Origin of the sequence: Hydrogenophaga aromaticivorans (assembly GCF_013387465.1) — a bacterium.
Lineage (GTDB): Bacteria > Pseudomonadota > Gammaproteobacteria > Burkholderiales > Burkholderiaceae_C > Hydrogenophaga > Hydrogenophaga aromaticivorans.
On record NZ_VYGV01000006.1, the window covers coordinates 933,444 to 952,533 of the forward strand.

The 19,090-nt window shown below is 66.1% G+C and carries 12 protein-coding genes and 1 tRNA gene; 5 read left to right on the plus strand and 8 right to left on the minus strand.

The window, feature by feature from the left end:
• Positions 1–11: 11 nt before the first annotated feature.
• From clpX to F3K02_RS08770, 6 genes are all read right to left on the minus strand, one after another.
• Positions 12–1,277, minus strand: coding sequence for an ATP-dependent Clp protease ATP-binding subunit ClpX (clpX, locus tag F3K02_RS08745; RefSeq protein WP_177135163.1), 1,266 nt, complete (start codon positions 1,275–1,277; stop codon positions 12–14).
• 166 nt (positions 1,278–1,443) lie between these two features.
• Complete coding sequence (clpP, locus tag F3K02_RS08750; protein ID WP_281362737.1) at positions 1,444–2,064, minus strand: ATP-dependent Clp endopeptidase proteolytic subunit ClpP; 621 nt, start codon at positions 2,062–2,064, stop codon at positions 1,444–1,446.
• Between the two features lie 229 nt (positions 2,065–2,293).
• Positions 2,294–3,604: a trigger factor gene (tig, locus tag F3K02_RS08755; protein ID WP_177135165.1), complete on the minus strand. Its 1,311-nt coding sequence runs from the start codon at positions 3,602–3,604 to the stop codon at positions 2,294–2,296.
• 71 nt (positions 3,605–3,675) lie between these two features.
• A tRNA-Leu gene (locus tag F3K02_RS08760) sits at positions 3,676–3,762 on the minus strand.
• Positions 3,763–3,865: 103 nt separating this feature from the next.
• A complete protein-coding gene (locus F3K02_RS08765) occupies positions 3,866–7,030 on the minus strand; it encodes an efflux RND transporter permease subunit (protein WP_177135167.1) in 3,165 nt (1,054 codons plus the stop codon).
• A 7-nt stretch (positions 7,031–7,037) separates the two neighbouring features.
• Complete coding sequence (locus tag F3K02_RS08770) at positions 7,038–8,153, minus strand: efflux RND transporter periplasmic adaptor subunit (RefSeq protein ID WP_177135169.1); 1,116 nt, start codon at positions 8,151–8,153, stop codon at positions 7,038–7,040.
• Between the two features lie 237 nt (positions 8,154–8,390).
• Here F3K02_RS08770 and hpnC point away from each other — a divergent pair, with 237 nt between their 5' ends.
• The 3 genes from hpnC to F3K02_RS08785 are packed head-to-tail and all read left to right on the plus strand — an operon-like array spanning position 8,391 to position 13,649.
• Positions 8,391–9,308 (plus strand): squalene synthase HpnC, encoded by a 918-nt coding sequence (gene hpnC, locus F3K02_RS08775; protein ID WP_177135171.1) that lies wholly within the window; start codon positions 8,391–8,393, stop codon positions 9,306–9,308.
• Between the two features lie 59 nt (positions 9,309–9,367).
• Positions 9,368–10,477: an efflux RND transporter periplasmic adaptor subunit gene (locus F3K02_RS08780; RefSeq protein WP_177135173.1), complete on the plus strand. Its 1,110-nt coding sequence runs from the start codon at positions 9,368–9,370 to the stop codon at positions 10,475–10,477.
• 13 nt (positions 10,478–10,490) lie between these two features.
• Positions 10,491–13,649 carry an efflux RND transporter permease subunit gene (locus tag F3K02_RS08785; protein WP_177135175.1) on the plus strand — a complete coding sequence of 1,053 codons (3,159 nt, stop codon included), beginning with the start codon at positions 10,491–10,493 and terminating at the stop codon, positions 13,647–13,649.
• Between the two features lie 9 nt (positions 13,650–13,658).
• On the opposite strand, the gene F3K02_RS08790 is transcribed toward F3K02_RS08785, so the two are convergent.
• Positions 13,659–15,296, minus strand: a complete 1,638-nt coding sequence (locus tag F3K02_RS08790) for a sensor histidine kinase (RefSeq protein ID WP_177135177.1) — start codon at positions 15,294–15,296, stop codon at positions 13,659–13,661.
• 526 nt (positions 15,297–15,822) lie between these two features.
• On the opposite strand from F3K02_RS08790, the gene F3K02_RS08795 reads away from it, so the two are divergent.
• On the plus strand, positions 15,823–16,488 hold the full coding sequence (locus F3K02_RS08795) for a Crp/Fnr family transcriptional regulator (protein ID WP_177135179.1): 666 nt from the start codon (positions 15,823–15,825) through the stop codon (positions 16,486–16,488).
• Between the two features lie 12 nt (positions 16,489–16,500).
• On the opposite strand, the gene F3K02_RS08800 is transcribed toward F3K02_RS08795, so the two are convergent.
• Entirely contained in the window at positions 16,501–17,985 is a 1,485-nt protein-coding gene (locus F3K02_RS08800) for a methyl-accepting chemotaxis protein (protein WP_343067042.1), read from the minus strand.
• A gap of 367 nt (positions 17,986–18,352) precedes the next feature.
• Here F3K02_RS08800 and F3K02_RS08805 point away from each other — a divergent pair, with 367 nt between their 5' ends.
• The gene (locus tag F3K02_RS08805; protein WP_177135183.1) at positions 18,353–19,081 is read left to right on the plus strand and encodes a Crp/Fnr family transcriptional regulator; all 729 of its coding nucleotides are present in this window, start codon (positions 18,353–18,355) and stop codon (positions 19,079–19,081) included.
• Positions 19,082–19,090: the final 9 nt, after the last annotated feature.

Below are 19,090 nucleotides of genomic sequence, written 5' to 3' on the forward strand. Positions count from 1 at the left end.
CCCGCTACCGATCAGGCCTGTTTGGCCGCTTCGCGGTAGACCAGCAGCGGAGGCTTGTTCTCTTCGATGGTGGACTCGTCCACCACGACTTTCTCCACGTTGCTCATGCCTGGCAGATCGAACATGGTGTCGATCAGCGCGTTTTCCAGTATCGAGCGCAGGCCGCGCGCGCCGGTCTTGCGCGCCAGCGCTTTGCGGGCGATGGCTTTGAGGGCAGCAGGACGGACTTCCAGCTCCGCGCCTTCCATGGACAACAAGCGCGCGAACTGCTTGACCACGGCGTTCTTGGGTTCGGTCAGGATTTCGACCAAGGCATCTTCGCTGAGCTCGGACAGCGCGGCAATCACCGGCACGCGCCCCACGAGCTCGGGGATCAGGCCGAACTTGATCAGATCCTCAGGCTCGATTTCCTTGAAAGATTCGGTCAGGCTGCGCTGCTTCTTGCTCTTGACGACGGCATTGAACCCCATACCGGACGCTTCGGTGCGGTTTTCAATGATCTTTTCCAGCCCGGCAAACGCGCCGCCGCAGATGAACAGGATGTTGGTCGTGTCGACCTGCAGGAAATCCTGGTTCGGGTGCTTGCGGCCGCCCTGGGGCGGCACCGAAGCCATCGTTCCTTCGATCAGCTTGAGCAGCGCCTGCTGCACACCTTCGCCCGACACGTCGCGCGTGATGGACGGGTTGTCAGACTTGCGGGTGATCTTGTCGATCTCGTCGATGTAGACGATGCCTTGCTGGGCACGCTCGACATCGTAGTTGCAGCTTTGCAGCAACTTGGCCACGATGTTTTCAACGTCTTCACCCACGTAACCGGCTTCGGTCAGTGTGGTGGCGTCGGCCATGACAAACGGCACGTTGAGCATGCGCGCCATGGTCTGGGCCAGCAAGGTCTTGCCGGACCCCGTGGGACCGATCAGCAGGATGTTGCTCTTGGCCAGTTCCACCTCGTCCTTGCGCGCCGTCAGTTTGTGGCGCAGGCGCTTGTAGTGGTTGTACACCGCCACCGCCAGCGCCCGCTTGGCCCCTTCCTGACCGATCACGTAGCTGTCCAGATTGCCCTTCAGTTCGGCGGGCGTGGGCACGTCATCGCCGGACGCCTTGACAGACTCCAGTCCCGGCAGTTCGTCCCGGATGATGTCGTTGCACAGCTCGATGCACTCGTCGCAGATGAACACCGAGGGCCCCGCGATCAGCTTCTTGACCTCGTGCTGGCTCTTGCCACAAAACGAGCAGTAGAGCGCTTTTTCACCGGAGACGGCTTTTTTGTCGGCCATGAGATTGGGAGTTCAGATAGACGGAGAGGAGTGCAACGGGAACAATGATAGTTCAAGCCTGCGATGTACCAAATGCCGAAAAAGCGCCTCTTTTGGCACGAATCGGGCAGTTTGGCGAGGTTCTGGACCGATGGGCGCCACACGAAGCACCCATCGGTCCATAGCGTCAAGCTGCAATAGCCCCACGCTTTTCGATGACCTTGTCGATCAGGCCATATTCGGCCGATTCGGCGGCCGACATGTAGTAGTCGCGTTCCGTGTCGCGCGCGATGCGGTCCAGAGGCTGGCCGGTGCGCTCGGCCAGGATCTTGTTCAGCTGCTCGCGGGTCTTGAGAATCTCGCGGGCCTGGATCTCGATCTCGGTCGCCTGACCGCGGCTGCCACCCGAAGGCTGGTGGATCATGATCTTGGAGTTGGGCAGCGAGAAGCGCTTTCCCTTGGTCCCTGCGGCCAACAGGAACGCACCCATGCTGGCGGCGAAGCCGCAGCACAGGGTCGACACGTCGGGCTTGATGAAGTTCATCGTGTCGAAGATCGCCATGCCGGCGCTCACCGAACCGCCGGGCGAGTTGATGTAGAAGGAAATGTCCTTGTCCGGATTTTCACTTTCCAGAAACAGCAGCTGAGCGACCACCAGGTTGGCCGAATGGTCATTGACCTCGCCCACCAGAAAGATCACCCGCTCCCGGAGCAGGCGCGAGTAGATGTCGTAGGCGCGCTCGCCGCGGCCCGAGGTCTCGATCACCATGGGCACCATGCCCAGGCCCTGAATGTCCATTGCGCTCATGCGTTTCTCCATGTGTTGATGCATAACATGCCACTACTGTAACCAACCTGCCAAAGCCGCCACAGGGTTGCGGCTATGGCCGAAGCATGCATATGGCGTGCCTGTTGAAAAAGGCAAGCGTCGGGGAACAAAAAAGGGCGGATTGCTCCGCCCTTCCGAATCCCGCGCGACCGCAGGCCCCGACCGATGCCGCAAGCGGCCCGAACACCGGGCCGCTGTGTGCAAAAGATCAGGCTTGACCCATCAGCTCTTCGAAGCTGATCGACTTTTGATTGATCTTGGCCTTGGACAGCACGAACTCGGTCACGTTGTTTTCGATCACGATGGCTTCCACTTCGGCCATGCGGCGGTTGTCGCTGGTGTACCAGCGCACAACGTCGGCCGGCTTTTCGTAGGAAGCGGCCAGTTCGTCGATGTGGGCCTTGATCTGTTCGGACGTGGCGTGCAGTTCGTTGGCGCGCACCAGCTCGGCCACCACCAGGCCCAGGCGCACGCGGCGCTCGGCCTGGGGACGGAACAGGTCGTCGGGGATCGGCGCCTTGTCGGCGTCTTTCACACCGCGCTGCTTGAGGTCGGCACGGGCGCCTTCGACCAAGCGGTCGAGTTCGGCTTGCACCACCGACTTCGGCAGATCCAGCTCGGCCTTGGCGGCCAGGGCGTCCATCGCGGCCTGCTTGTTGCGGGCCTGCAGGCGGTGCTTGACTTCGCGCTCCAGGTTTTTCTTGATGTCGGCGCGCAGGCCTTCGACCGTGCCTTCGGCGATGCCGAGCGACTTGGCCAGGGCTTCGTCCACGTCGGGCAGGTGGGCGGCTTCGATCTTGTTGACCGTGACCAGAAAATCGGCGGTCTTGCCGGCAACGTCCTTGCCGTGGTAATCCTCGGGGAAGGCCAGCGGGAAGGTCTTGGACTCACCGGACTTCATGCCGCGCACGGCGTCTTCAAATTCCTTGAGCATCTGGCCGTCGCCGACGATGAACTGGAAGCCTTCGGCCTTGCCGCCTTCAAAGGCTTCGCCGTCGATCTTGCCGGCGAAGTCGATGGTGACGCGGTCACCGTCGGCTGCGGCCTGGTCCTGCGCGCGTTGCGCGAAGGTGCGGCGCTGCTTGCGCAGGATGTCCAGCGTGCGGTCGATGGCGGCGTCGTCCACTTCGGCCGAGATTTTTTCGACTTCAGCGGTGGACAGGTCTTCGATCTTGACTTCGGGATACACCTCGAAAACGGCGTCAAAAGCCAGCTGGCCTTCGGGCGATTCTTCTTTTTCGGTGATCTTGGGCTGACCGGCGACGCGCAGCTTGGCTTCGTTGGCGGCGGTGGCGAAAGCCTCACCGACCTTGTCGTTCATGACTTCGTAGTGAACCGAGTAGCCGTACTGCTGGGCCACCACGCTCATGGGCACTTTGCCGGGACGGAAGCCATCCATCTTGACCTTGCGAGCCACGTCCTTGAGGCGCTTGGTCACCTCGTTCTGGATCACGTCGGCCGGCAACGTGAGCGTGATCTTGCGCTCGAGCTTTTCCAGGGTTTCAACAGTCACGGTCATGGCTTTCTCCAAAAGGGTGTCGGTCAACCAGCCACTCTGGCCAACCGGTAAAAATCTGTTCGTCTGAAAGGTGGTGCGCGGGGGGGGACTCGAACCCCCACACCATTGCTGGCGTCAGGACCTAAACCTGGTGCGTCTACCAATTTCGCCACCCGCGCGCCTTCAAAGAGGTCCTGCGCAGAGGGCAATCACAGCCCCGTGCTCAGGTTTCTCCGCTTCACGGCAACCCTAAATTGTAGCCGCTGCAGTGCACCGGACCGGTCAAACGGCCTGCGGTTCCCGTTTCACCCGGAACCAGGCCGCGTACATGGCCGGCAGCGCCAGCAGCGTGAGCACGGTGGCCACGATCAGGCCGCCCATGATGGCCACGGCCATCGGCCCCCAGAACACGCTGCGCGAGAGCGGGATCATGGCCAGCACGGCCGCCGCAGCGGTGAGCACGATGGGCCGCATGCGGCGCACAGCCGCTTCGACGATCGCGTCCCAGGCCGGCACGCCACGCGCACGGTCCTGCTCGATCTGGTCAATCAGGATCACCGAGTTGCGCTGGATCATGCCCATGAGCGCGATCACGCCCAGCAGCGCGACAAAACCGAACGGCCGGTTCAGCAGCAGCAGCGCGCCAGCCACACCCGCCAGGCCCAGCGGGCCGGTCAGGAACACCAGCAGTGAGCGGCTGAAACTCTGCAACTGCAGCATCAGCAGCGTGAAGGTGATGAACAGCATGATGGGGATGCCGGCGGCGATCGACGACGAACCCTTGCTGCTCTCCTCCACCGCACCGGCCACCTGCACCTGGTAACCCGCCAGACCGCGGCCGGCCCAGCTGTCGCTGATCGCCTTCAGGGCCGGCTGCAGCTCGGCGGTGACGGTGGCGCCCTGCAGGCCCTCGACCACATCGCTCTGAACGGTGATCGCGTAGTCGCGGTTTTCACGCCAGATCACACCCGGCTCCCAGCCCGGAACCGGCCGGGCGATCTGCAGCAGCGGGATGCTCTTGCCGCTGGCGGTGGGCAGGTAGCCGTTGCCCAGGGCAGAGAGGGAATTGCGCTCGTCCAGCGGCTGGCGCAACACGATGTCGATCAGCTTGTCACCGTCGCGGTACTGGCCCACGGTGCTGCCCGTGAGGTTGGTGCGCGAGGCCTGCGCAATGGACTGGCTGCTCACGCCGAGCGCGCGCGCCTTGGCCTGGTCCACCTCCAGGCGCAACACCTTGACCGACTCGTTCCAGTTGTCGTTCACGCCGCGCGTGTTCGGGCTCTGGCGCATCGCGGCCTTCACCTCGTCGGCCAGACCGCGCAGCACCGCCGGATCGGGCCCGACGACGCGGAACTGCACCGGGTAAGGCACCGGGGGCCCGTTGGCCAGCAGTTTCACGCGCCCGCGCACCTCGGGAAACTCCGTGGCCAGCAGGGCCGGCAGCTTCTTGCGCAGCGTTTCGCGGGTGGCGAGATCCTGGGGCAACACGATCAATTGCGACACGTTGGACTGCGGAAAGATCTGGTCGATCGGCAGGTAGAAACGCGGCACACCCGAGCCCACCCAGCTGGTCACGCTGGTCACACCGGTCTCGCGCGCCAGACGGTTCTCCAGCCGCTGGCTCACCTCGTCCATGGCCGTGATGCTGCTGCCCTCGGGCAGCCACACGTCCATCAGGATCTCGGGCCGGCTCGAATCGGGGAAGAACTGCTGCTGCACCTTGCCCATACCCACCATGCCGAGCACAAAGGTCGCGATGGTCAGGCCGATGGTGATCCAGCGGTGCTGTACGCACCAGTTGACCAGCGCGCGAAAGCGCACATAGAACGGACCGTCAAACACTTCATGTGCCGGGCCCACATGGGGCTTGACCTTGAGCAGCCTCACACCCAGGTAGGGCACGAACATCACCGCCACGATCCACGACAGCACCAGCGCGATCACCGTGACCGCAAAGATGGCGTAGGTGTATTCCCCCACCGTGGAGTTCGCCATGCCGATGGGCAGGAAACCGGCCGCGGTGATCAGGGTGCCGGTGAGCATGGGCATGGCGGTGGCGTCCCAGGTGAAGGTCGCCGCCTTCATCATGGTGTAGCCCTCTTCGAGCTTGCGCACCATCATTTCCACCGCGATGATCGCGTCGTCCACCAGCAGGCCCAGCGCGATGATGAGCGAACCGAGCGAGATCTTGTGCAGGCCGATGCCCCAGTACTGCATGGCCAGGAAGGTGATGGCCAGCACCAGCGGGATGGTGATGAACACCACCAGCCCGGGCCGCACGTCCAGCACATAGCGGCGCAGGCCACGGCCGCCCGGGCGCTTGTGCAGACCGAGCGCCAGGAAGCTCACCGCGAGCACGATCACCACCGCCTCGATCAGCACCTTGACGAATTCGCTCACCGAGCGCGCCACCGCGGTCGGCTGGTCCTGCACCTGCACCAGCTTCATGCCGGCGGGCAGGTGCGCCTCAATGTCGATCACCGCGCCTTTCAGGGCCTCGCCCAGCGCGATGATGTCGCCGCCCTTGGCCATGGAGATGCCCAGCGCGATGCTGTCTTCCCCGTTGTGGCGCACCTTCACCTGCACCGGATCCGCATAACCCAGGTGGATGTCGGCGATGTCGCCCAGCCGCAGTTGTGTGCCATTGGCGGCGCGGATCGGCATGGCGCGCAGCTGTTCCGACGAGTTGAACGCACCCCCCACCCGCACTTGCACCGCGTCGCCCGGCGCCTGCACCGCGCCTGCCGATTCGACCGCGTTCTGCTGACCCAGCGCCGCCAGCACCTGGGGCATGTCCAGACCCAGCACCGCCAGGCGCTTCTGCGAGATCTCGACGTACAGCTTTTCATCCTGCACGCCAAACAGCTCGACCTTGTTCACGTCTTTCACGCGCAGCAGGCGCTGGCGCACGTCGTCGGCCACCTGCTTCAGATCGGCGGGCGAAAAGCCCTCGCCCTGCAGCGCGTAGATGACACCGAAGACATCGCCGAACTCGTCGTTGAAGAACGGCCCGACCACACCCTGCGGCAACGTGCTGCGCATGTCGCCGATCTTCTTGCGTGTCGTGTACCAGATCTGGGGCACCTCGTCCGGCGGCGACGAGTCCTTGACCTGGAACAGCACCACCGACTCTCCCGGTTTGGAATAGCTGCGGATCTTGTCGGCGTAAGGCACCTCCTGCAGGGTCTTTTCGATCCGGTCGGACACCTGCTCGGCCATCTGCTGCGCCGTGGCACCGGGCCAGTAGGCCCGCACCACCATGGCGCGGAAGGTGAACGGCGGGTCTTCGTCCTGACCGAGCTGAAAGTAAGCCGCCACGCCCAGCAGCATCAGCACGATCATCAGGTAGCGCGTGAAGGCCTGGTGGTCCAGCGCCCACTGCGAGAGGTTGAATCGCGAGACCCAGGAGCGGGCCCCGTCGGTGGTGTTCGGATGGTGTTCGCTCATGCCGTCCTCACTGCGCGGCGGGCGCGGCGAAACGCGTCACCTTCTGCCCCGGCGAGAGCACATGCGTGCCCGCAGCCACCACCTCTTCACCCGGCTTCAGGCCCTCGGCGATCACGATCAGGTTGCCATTGGCCCCCGCCACCACCACCGGGCGTGGCTGCACCGTCTGGCTCGCTGCGTCGAACACCCAGACCGCGCTGCCATTCGGCTCGCCCGAGACCGAAGCCATCAGCGCGCTGGTGGGCAGCTGGATCATCGCAGGCCCCGCGCCTTCCGGCGCGGCCAGCGTCACATAGGCGGTCGCGCCCAGGGGCACCGCAGCCCCGTCCGGCAGAGACAGCTTGACCTGGTAGGTGCGTGTGGCCGCATCGGCGCTCGCGGCCACCTCACGCACCACGCCCCCGAGCGGGGCTCCGTTGCCGGGTGCACCCGTGGCCGCCGCCCAGAGGCGCACCTGCGCCGGCTGGCCCACGCGCAACTGCGCCAGCCGGTCTTCCGGCACGGCAAACACCACATCGCGGGCGCCATCGCGCGCCAGGCGCACCACCGGCGTGCCCGCGGCCACCACCTGGCCCACCTCGGCCTCCACGGCCAGCACCACGCCGGCCGCGTCGGCCAGCAAGCGGGTGTAAGCGGCCTGGTTGCCCTGCACCGCGCCCTGCGCCTGGGCCTGGCGCAGGCTGGCTTCGGCGGCCTGCAGCGTGGCCTGGCGGCGCTCGATTTCAGCCCCGCTCACAAAGCCCTGGGCCTTCAGGTCAGTGAAACGCTTCAGGTCGGCCGCGGCCAGGTTGCGCTGGGTCTGCGCCGCGCTCACCTGCGCCTGTGCGGCCTGGCTGGCCAGGGCCAGGTCGTTCGCATCCAGTTGCGCCAGCAACTGCCCCGGTTTCACACGCTGACCCACCTCGGCCGGGCGCTGCAGCAGCTTGCCCCCGACCCGAAAGCCCAGCCGCGACTCGACGCGTGCCCGCACCTCGCCAGCGTACTCGCTCTGCGCGCCCACGCCCGTGGCCGCGACGGTGATCAGCTTGACCGAGCGGATCGGCTCCTGGGGCGCTTCCGGCCGCGAGCAGGCGGCCAGTGCCAGCACGGCGGTCATGGCAAAGACAAAATGCGGTGTTTTCATGACGTTGCAAAGTTCCGTTGAAATCAGGCGTGGAAATGCTTAAAAACTGGTGCACCAAATTCGATGGTCCGATGTGCCCGAGTTAATGACTGACTGGTTAGTAACCAAAATTGTAGTTCAATCGAGGGACGTCGGGGCGCCCGGAGCAGCCGACACTCTGCACAATGCGGACCTTTGGTGTCCACCGACACTGGCAGGCCTGACACCCGCCCTGAAACGCCACCCGGCCGAGCGCCCATGACCCATCTGCCCCAGACCGCCGAAACCACCACCGCGCCCCTCCCGGGCGCTGCGCCGCTGTCTGCCGGCGTGAGGCACTACGAGAACTTCCCGGTCGCCTCCCTGCTGTGCCCGCCCGCCCTGCGCCCCGCCGTGATGGCCATCTACCACTTCGCCCGCACGGCCGACGACATTGCCGACGAAGGCAACGCCGATGCCACGCAGCGCCTCGTCGATCTGGGCGCCTACCGGCAGGCCCTGCAGGCGAGCCTCACCAGGGGCCAGCCCCTCACCGCCCGATGGAATGGCGTTTTCGCGCCGCTGCGCGAGGCGATCCAACAGCACAACCTGCCGGCAAATCTGCTGCACGACCTGATCTGCGCCTTCGAACAGGACGTGCGCCACACCGCTGCGGGGCACCACTACGCCGACACCACCGAGCTGCTGGACTATTGCCGCCTCTCGGCCAACCCGGTGGGCCGGCTGCTGCTGCACCTCTATGGCGTGAACGATGCCCCCTCGCTCGCCCGGAGCGACCAGATCTGCAGCGCGCTGCAACTCATCAACTTCTGGCAGGACATCAGCGTGGACCTGCCGCGCCAGCGCCACTACCTGCCCACCGACCTGCTGCAGCGCCACGGCCTGCCGCGAGAAGCCTTCGACGCCGGCGCCAGCCCCGATGCCGCCACCCAGGTGCGCATGGCGCAGGCGGTCGCCGCCCTCTGCGCCCAGGCACGAGCCCTCATGCAGCAGGGAGCGCCACTCGCCCGGCGCATCCCGGGACGCGCCGGCTGGGAGTTGCGGCTGGTGATTCAGGGCGGCCTGCTCATCCTCGACAAGATCGCGGCCCTGCAGCACCGCAGCTGGCAACAGCGCCCCCGGGTGGGCGCTGCCGATGTGCCCCGCCTGGTCTGGCGCGCCCTGTGCATGCGCTGACCCCTAACGGATCCGCCCTCATGAACACGCCCCCCCGCTCGCCCTTTCAGGAATCCGCCATGCGACGCTTTCAATGCCCGACCCTGGTCGCGGCCCTGCTCGGTTGCTGCCTGTCCCTGCCCGGCTGGGCGCAGCAGAGCCCCGAACCGGCCCCGCAGCCCGCGGCGGTGCCGGCCCGCACCAGCGTGGGCGTGGCCCGGCTGGACACGGTCTGGATCCAGCCCGAGCGCGAAGCGCCGGCCCATGTGATCGCGCGCAACGAATCGAAGCTCTCGGCCGAGGTTTCGGGCACCTTGCTGCGCTGGACCGCCGATGTCGGCGCCCAGGTCGCGCGCGGCCAGGTGCTGGCGCAGATCGATCCGCGCGACGCCGAGCTGGCCGTGCAGCGCGCCCAGGCCGCACTCGACGCCACCCTGGCGCGCCTGAAGCTGGCCCAGGCGCAGCTGCAGCGCTCACGCGATCTGGTCACCCAGGGTTTCTTTTCAAAGGAAGCGCTGGGTCAGCGCGAGACCGAAGTGACCCTGGTGCAGACCGAGGTCAGCGCCAACCGCGCCCAGCTCGCCACCGCCCAGCGCCAGTTGGCCAAGACCACGCTGCGCGCACCGTTCGCCGGCAGTGTGAAGGAGCGGCTGGCGCAGACCGGTGAATCGGTGGCGCCCGGCAGCGTGCTTTACGTGCTCAGCGAATCGGGTGCGGCGGAACTGCAGGCCACGCTCAGCCCGGCCGACGTGCCCGGCCTGCGCGCCGGCAGCGAGCTGCGCTTCGTGACCCTCGGGGAGGCTGTGCCGGTGAAGCTGCTGCGCGTGGGCAGCACGCTGAGCGCGCCGGCACGCACCCAGACCGCGCGCCTGGCCTTTGCGCAGACCGCCGCGGTTTCGCCACCGCCCGCCGGCACCAGCGGCACGCTGCGCTGGCGCGAGTCGCGACCGCACCTGCCACCGGCCCTGATGGTGCGCCGCAACGGCGGCTTGGGCGTGTTCGTGCATCAAGGCAGCGGCGCGCAGGCCACGGCCCGCTTCGTCACCGTGCCGGGCGCCCAGGAAGGCCGGGCCTCGGCCCTGCCCGCCACACTGGGCGGCGACACGCTGGTGGTGGTCAGTGGCCAGGCGGCGCTGCAACCGGGCGTGGCCATCGAGGTGAAGCCGGTCAGCGGCCGTTCGGCGAACTGAACCAGGACGCCCCATGGCATTCATGCGCGCCCTCCTCACCAACCACCCACTGGCCAACATCGCCTTCGTGGTGGTGATGCTGCTCGGGCTGGTCAGCTACAACACCATGCCGCGCGAGCAGGACCCCGAGATCAACTTCAACTGGGTCAGCGTCACCGCGGTGCTGCCGGGCGCCAGCGCCGAGGAGGTCGAGCGACTGATCACCAACCCGCTGGAAGACGCGATCAAGGGCGTGGCCGACGTGCGCTTCGTCATCTCCAGCTCGCGCGAAAACATCTCCAGCATGCTGGTGCGCTTTCGCGAGATCAACGAGCGCACCTTCGACAAGCGCATGGCCGACCTGCGGCGCGAGATCCAGAACAAGGCCACCAGCGAGCTGCCGCGCGATGCCAAAGACCCGATGATCCTGGAGATCACCACCAGCAACGGCTTCCCCACCGCCGCGCTGATGCTGGTGGGCCAGGCCGACGACGAAACCCTGCGCGTCAACGCGCGGCGCATCAAGGCGGACCTGGAACGCATCGCCGGTGTGGACCAGGTCTACGCCTCGGGCCTGCGCGACCCGGAAATCCTCATCAGCCCCAACGCCCAGGCGCTGGCCGCGCGCGGCCTGCTCGCCTCCGACGTGGCCGACGCGGTGGCCGCGTGGTGGCGCGACACCTCCGGCGGCACGCTCAAGACCCAGGGCGGCGCCTGGTCGATCAGCGTGAAGGGCGTGATGACCGATCCGCAGGCGCTCGAAGGCCTGCCCGTCACCTCTGCCCAGCGCCCCGGCGTGGCCGCGCGGCTCGGCGAGGTGGCCCGCATCGAGCGCGCGCGCGCACCGGCGGCGCAATACGCCGCGGCCGACGGTCAGAGCGCCATCTCGCTGGCCGTGACCAAGAAATCGGGCACCAACACCCTGGAGCTTGTCGACGTTCTCAAGACCTACATCCAGAACCAGAACAGCGTGTTCGAAGCGTCGGGACTGAAGCTCGTGCTGACCGACGACCAGACCGTGCCCACGCGCGACGCCATCGGTGTCATGGAAACCAACGCCTTGTTCGGCATGCTCCTGGTGCTGGCGGTGTGCTGGGTGTTCCTGGGCTGGCGCATTGGCCTGCTGGTGACCATGGGCATCCCGTTTTCGCTGCTCGGCACCTTCGCCGTGCTGCAGACCCTGGGCCACACGGTCAATGTCTCGGTGCTGCTGGGCGTGGTGATCGCGCTGGGCATGCTGGTGGACGACGCGGTGGTGGTCGTCGAGTCCATCTACTACCGCATGGAGCGTGGCCAGCAGGCCCTGGCCGCGAGCCTGGACGCCATCGTCGAAGTGTGGAAACCCGTGGTCGCCTCGGTGGCCACCACCATGGCGGCCTTCCTGCCGCTCATGCTGCTGCCCGGCATCATGGGCAAGTTCATGTTCGTGATCCCCTTCGTGGTCACGCTGGCGCTGGCCATCTCGCTGATCGAGGCGTTCTGGATGATGCCCGTGCATGTGACCGCGATCGGTGTGCGCTTTGACCGCCCTTCGCGCGTGCAGGCCTGGCGCGAGCGCTTCAACCGCGGCATCCGCCTGCGCTACGGCCAGGCGCTGGGTTATGCCCTGCGCCGCCCCAAGCGCTTCGCCCTCGTGGGGGTGACCGCGGTGGCCGCCGCCGTGGCCCTGATGGCGACCGGCATCATCCGCGTGCAGTTTTTCGCCTTCGATCCGATCCGCGCGTTCTACGTCAACGTGGACATGCCCCAGACCGCGGCACTGGAGGACACGCTGGCCGAAACCCAGCGCGTCGAAGCCGCGGTGCGCGAGCAGCTGCGTGGCGTGGGTCTGGACGGCGAAGCACGCGCCGTGACCAGCACCGCCGGCCTCAAGTTCACCGAGACCGAACCGGTCTACGGCGACCTGTACGGCCAGGTGTTTGTCTCGCTCAACCCGCGCACCGACGGCTCGCGCGAGGTCATGACGGTGATCGAGGACATGCGCAAGACCATCGAGAACCTGCCCGGACCCGGCCGCAAGAGCTTCACCGCACTGGCCGGCGGCCCGCCGGCGGGCAAGGCCATCAGCGTCAAGGTGCGCGGGGACGAGTTCGAGCCGATCCAGCGTGCGGCCGATGCCCTGAAGACCATCGTGGCCGCCATACCCGGCGCCAAGGATGTGCAGGACGACAACCTACCGGGCCGGGCCCAGCTGCAGTTGCAACTGGACCCCGATGCCGTGCGCGATGCCGGGCTCAACGCGGCGCTCGTGGCACGGCTGGTGCGCCTGAGCGTGGACGGCGAGGTCGTCGCCTTCACCCGCGACGGCGGCGACAAGATCGAGCTGCGCGTGCGCTCCGACCAGGCCCTGCGCGAGCCCGGCAACCTGCGTGTCGATCCGGCCAGCCTGCTCGACGAACCCATCGCCCTGCCCAACGGGCAGACCACCCGCCTCGGTGCCCTGGTGCAGGCCGAGGCCACACCGGGTCGCGGCTTCATCCGCCACCACAACCTGCGCCGCACCACCACGGTGGAAGCCAACCTCGACAAGGCCATCACCGACACCACGGTGGCCAACGACATCGTCAAGGCCGAGTGGGAAAAAATCCGCACCCAGCACCCCGGCATCGACCTCGACTTCTCGGGCGAGCTCGAAGACATCGAAGAAAGCCTGGAGTCGATGCAGGTGCTGTTCCTGCTCGGCGTGGGTCTGATCTACCTGATCCTCGCGGCGCAGTTCAAGAGCTACTGGCAGCCGTTGATGATCCTGGTGACCGTGCCGCTGGCCTTCACCGGCGTGGCGTTTGGCCTGGCGATCTCGAACAACCCGCTCTCGCTCTACACGCTCTACGGCGTGATCGCGCTCACCGGCATCGCTGTGAACTCGGCCATCGTGCTGATCGATGCCGCCAACGACCGCATGCAGCGCGGCATGAGCACCATCCACGCCATCATCCAGGCCAGCCGCCGGCGCGTGGTGCCGATCCTGATCACCACCACCACGACCATCGGCGGCCTGTTTTCGCTGGCGTTTGGCCTGGGTGGCCAGAGCCTGCTCTGGGGCCCCGTGGCGGCCAGCATCGTCTGGGGTCTGGCGTTCTCCACCGTGCTCACGCTGTTCGTGGTGCCGCTGCTCTACCTGGGTTTCATGCGCCCGAAAGCCGCCCGGGCAACGCGCCGGTGGTGGCGCTGGCGAAGGCCTGCCACCGCCTGAGGCCGGACCTCAGCTTTGCAGGCCCGGTTCAACAGCCTGCGAATCCCCACACCGGCAACCGATGGCGTGCACGCTCTCGACCGCGCCCCAGTCCGAGGGCATGGCGCTGTCCGCGATGTTCGGTAGCAGGAAATAAAACGTGGCGCCCTGATTGAGCTTCGAGGTCGCCCAGATGCGCCCGCCGTGGCTCTCGACAATGCGGCGCACCAGGGCCAGGCCGATGCCATCGCCCTTGAACTGTGGCTCGCTGTGCAGCCGCTGGAACATGCCGAACAGTTTTTGGGCGTGCTCCGGATCGAAGCCGATGCCGTTGTCGCGAACGAAGAACACCGGGCCATCCGGGTGCGGGTGCCAGCCGATCTCGACCTCGCTGATGTCGCGATGCCCGGTGTACTTCAGTGCGTTGTCCAGCAGGTTGATCCAGACCTCGCGCAGGAGCACCGCATCACCCTGGATCGCCGGCAGATCCGGCGCGATGCGCCACTGGATGTTGCGCAGCCCCGCGTCGTCGTGCAGACCCACCACCACCTCGCGCAACATCGCGTCCAGATCGACGCGTTCGACGTTCAGGCCTTCGCGCCCCATGCGCGAAAACGACAGCAGGCCTTCGATCAGGTTCTGCATCCGGCCGGCAGCCTGCACGATGCGGTCGCAAAAGCCCAGACAGTCATCAACCGAGCCCTTGGCCAGGTTCTCCTTGATCAGATGGGCGAAGCCGGCCACGTGGCGCAGGGGCGAACGCAGGTCGTGCGAAAGTGCGCAGGAAAACTCTTCCAGCGCACGGTTCGACTCTTCCAGCTTGCGGGTGCGCGCCAGCACCAGCTGGTTCAGCTCCTCGTTGCGCTGCCGCTTTTCTTCCAGTCGCATCTTGTAGAACGTGATGTCCTGGACCGACCAGCTGCGCGGCAGCGTGTACCGGCCGTCTTCACAAGCCGGCACACCGCGGCAACGCACCCAGCGCTGCTGGCCATGCCGGCCGATGACACGGAACTCCACGTCGAGCTCTTCACCGGCTTCTACCCCGTCCGCCAGGCTGCGACGCAGATCCGACACGTCCTCCGGGACGGTGAACGCCAGCAGGCCCTCGAATTCGCGCGGCGCTTCGTCCGGCACCATGCCGAGAATGCGGAACACCTCGCTGGACCAGCGGGGCCGCCCCGTTTCCACTTCGGTGTCGATGCGCCCCAGCCGGGCCAGGCGCTGCGCCACCTCCAGGCGCTGTTTGAGCTCCACGGTGTGGCGCTCCTGCTGGCGGCGTTCCGTGATGTCGGACTGGATCGACAGGTAGGCACACACCTCGCCATGGGCATCGCGAATGGGCTCGATGTTCAGCGCCACGTGGTACGGCTCACCCGACTTCTTGTGGTTGACCAGTTCGAAATTGGAAACCGACTGCCCCTGCCGAATGAGGGAGGCCAGCCGCGAGAGTTCCTCCGCACTGGTCTGCGGGCCATGCAGCAGTTCGCGTGGCCGCTTGCCGATGCACTCGGGCAATGACCAGCCCGTCACCCGCGAGTAGGTGGCGTTGACCCATTTGATGCGCCGCTCCCGGTCGGTGACCACCACCATGTTGGTGCTGCCGTCCACCACCTTCTCGAGCATGCCCAGCCACAGCGTGAGGTCGTCGATTTCCAGTGCGTCGTTCATGCTCGATATTTCGACACATATAACAAGGGGGTTAAAGCAAAGCGGTGCAGAAAAAGGGCCGCATCCGCTGTCAATGTGACCCGTCGCGCATTTCCTGGCGAGCACCTGGTGGAAGGCGAAATCACAGGGCTCAGAATCGCGCCGGCTTGCATCAAAAAGCAGAGCACGGCATTCAACCTTTGCGAATTAGAGAGGTCAGCTGCGATGCGCACGCACTCAACTTGCGTATACGCAATACGCACCCATGTGATCAATGGCAAAAACGAAAACGTAAGTGATCCAGCACGCGTTTCAAGGCAACGCATCCGTAATTTCACGAAGCAAACGCTTGCTTAATTCAGGCACGCACCAAGAAGCCGTCACATCCTTTGGGCTCACTGGTGAAACCATGACCCCGCACCCCACTCCCCCGCAACATGCGCATTCAGGCCCATTGATGCAAGCATTTCAGACTCCGACCAAGACTTCCCGGTCCACCACCCAGTTGGCACGTTGCGAGGTGTGCGCAACACGTTCGGTCTGCATCATGAGCTGCGTGGGTGAGGGCACGGCACAGACGCTGGCTGGAGTCATCCACGAGCGCCTTTTTCGCAAATCGGACGTGGTGCAGGTGGAGGGTGAGGTGGCCGACCAGATCACCATCGTCAAACTGGGCACTGTCAAAGCCGTGCGCCGGGGTGTCGATTCGATAGAACGGCCGGTGGCGCTCTTTGGCCGCGGTCAGCTGATCGGCGCCTACGGCCTGCTCGGCCAGCGCAACCAGGTCGGCGCCAAGGCCCTCTCGGCGGGCCGCTTGTGCGTCATCGACATCGCGGCCCTGTACCGGCTGGGTGTCATCGACCGGGTGTTCCTGGGCTGCGTCTACACCATGATCTCGGCATCTTTCGGCCATCTGGCCGACTGGGCCCACGTCATGCGCGTCAAGGGCATCCAGCAACAACTGCTGGGGGCCTTGCAGTTGCTGTCGAATGATCAACGCAGCCAGTTGATCCGCCTGCCCAGCCACGTGGCGCTGGCCGAGCTGCTATCGACCACGCGTGAATCGGTGGCGCGCAACCTGAGCCTGCTGGAGAAGCAGGGCCTGTTGATCCGCCGGGACCGCTGGCACTGCCAGCTCGCCGACCCGCAGTTGGTCGACGTCGCACTGCAGCCCACCAGACCGGCCCTGATCGCCACGTCCGCGGCGCCTTGAGGCCCACCCCGTTCAGGAAAAGACACCGATGGCTTCGCGCAGCCGCGTGGCTTCGTGTTGCAAGCCGCGTGCGGCGGCCGCGATCTGCTCGACCATGGCCGCGTTCTGCTGGGTCATCTGGTCCAGCAGGTTGACCGATTCGCTCACCTGGGACACGGCACCAGCCTGTTCGGTGGTCACGGTGCCGATGCCGTCGATGAGGGTTGCCACATCCACCACCTGGCGCTGGCTGTCGCCGATCATCTGGCCCGCCGAATTCACCAACGCCACGCCCGCCTCCGCACCGGAGCGCCCCTGGGCAATCAGCTCGCGGATCTCGTGCGCCGCGGTGGCACTGCGCTGCGCCAGCGAACGCACCTCGCCCGCCACAACAGCAAATCCCCGCCCTTGCTCGCCAGCGCGGGCCGCCTCCACCGCCGCGTTGAGCGCGAGGATGTTGGTCTGGAAGGCCAGGCCGTCGATCACGCCGATGATGTCGGTCATGCGCTGACTCGACTGGTTGATGTTCTGCATGGTGCTCACCACCTGACGCACTGCCTCACCGCCCCGCTGGGTGGCTGTGCTGGCCAGACTGGCCTGGCGCGCCGCCCGCACGGCGGACTCGGCGTTCTGCTGGATGCTGGTGCTGAACTGCTCCATCGAGGCCGCGGTTTTCTGCAGGTTCGCGGCCGCCTGCTCGGTGCGCGCACTCAGGTCGTCGTTGCCTGTGGCGATCTCGCTGCTGGCGTCGGCCACCTGGCTCGCGCGCACCTGCACATCGTCCAGCAGCGCCTTGAGGTTGAGTCCGGCCTGGTGGAGCGCGCGTTGCAGGCGGCCGATTTCGTCCACACGCCCCAGCTCATCGGGCGACGGTGTCTGACCCGAAGCCACGTGTTCGGCCTCGCCCAGCACCAGCGCCAGTGGCCGGACCACCTGCACCTGGAGCCGCCCCATCATGAGCAGCAACAACCCCAGCTGGATGCCGATGCCGCCCAGGGCGACCGGCCACGAGGCGCCGGTCACCAGCCAGCCAGCACAACCCGCCACAAACACCACCATCAAGGCCAGCCGCAGGCGCCACGCCAGCGGCATGCGACGCCCCCAGGACATCCAGGCCAGCCCGCCGCCACGCATCACCAGGCCCTGGCAGAAGCGCAGCCCCTGGGCGCGCCCCTCGCGAAAGCGCCGGTACAGGGATTCCGCCGCCTCGACCTCTGCCCGCAGCGGCGTTGTGCGCACCGACATGTAACCCACCAGCTGGCCCCCGCGGTACACCGGTGTGGCATTGGCCCGCACCCAGTAGTGGTCACCGTTCTTGCGCCGGTTTTTCACCAGCGCCGACCAAGCCCGCCCCTGGCGCAGCGTGTTCCACATGTCGGCAAAGGCCTCACGCGGCATGTCCGGGTGGCGCACCAGGTTGTGGGGCTGCCCGAGCAGCTCCTCGCGCGAGAAACCGCTGACCTGCACAAAGGCTTCGTTCACATAGGTGATGTTGCCCTGCAGATCGGTGGTAGACATCAATGTTGCATCCGCCTCTAGGACGAATTCCCGCTGGGTCACCGGCTCGTTGTTTCGCATGAAATGCCCCGCCTTCTTGAAAGAGGTTTACGGCAACAGGTCGGTTACCGTTCTGCAAACTTCGGCAGACAGCGGTGGGAATCCACGGTTACAGATGGGCTCTGCGCCACAACCTGACACCAATGTGATGCCGGGCGCATTTCCGGGCGAAGGCCTGGTTCTAATTTAAGAATTGCCTTGATTTAATCTAGGCATCAACCGGTGCCATACGGATCTGAAGCGATACAGCCCTATAAAAAGAACACCCATCGCCCCACCCCGGGGCCCCCAGAAACCTGCAACCGCGGAGCTCACGCCCGCAGCGCCCATGCCCACGACCGCCGCTGCCCAGCCTCACAAGGCAGCCCACCACCACCACGTCCGGTGCAAGCTTTGCGCTTCCCCCCAGAACTGCCTGATCGGGCGCCTGCCCGACGAACATCGGGCCCGGCTCGCACCCCACATCCGGGAAGTGGCCTTCCAGAAAGACGAATGCCTGCTGACGGAGGGCGTCGTTTCGGACGTCATCCGCATCATCAAACGGGGCACCGCCATGAGCACCCGCCTGGGCCCGCACCGGCAGGTGCTCCCCATAGCGCTGCTGGGTCGCGGGAGCCTGATGGGCAAATTCGGCCTCTTTGACCAAGCGCCCCAGCTGGGCGTGACCAGTGTGTCAGCCGGCCGCCTGTGCGAACTGCGCATCGACGACCTGCAGAAGACCCGTGCGATGGACCCTGCCTTCATGCAGTCGTTGCACACCGCGATGGTCCGAGCCTTCGGCCACCTGGCCGACTGGTCCCAGGTGGTTCAGCTGCGCGGCTTGCCGCGCCAGCTCATGGCCATCTTGCTGCTGCTGTGCCAGGAACAGGGCAAGGCCGTGATCCAGCTGCCCAGTCGCGCGGCGCTCGCCAACCTGCTGAGCACAACGCGCGGATCGATCACCCGCAGCTTGCACCAGCTCGCAGAGCTGGGCGTGCTGCGCTGCATCGACCGTGGGCACTGCGAAGTCCTGAAGCTGGACCTGAGCTGCATCGACGCGGTCGACGAGAACGTCTGATTACACTCA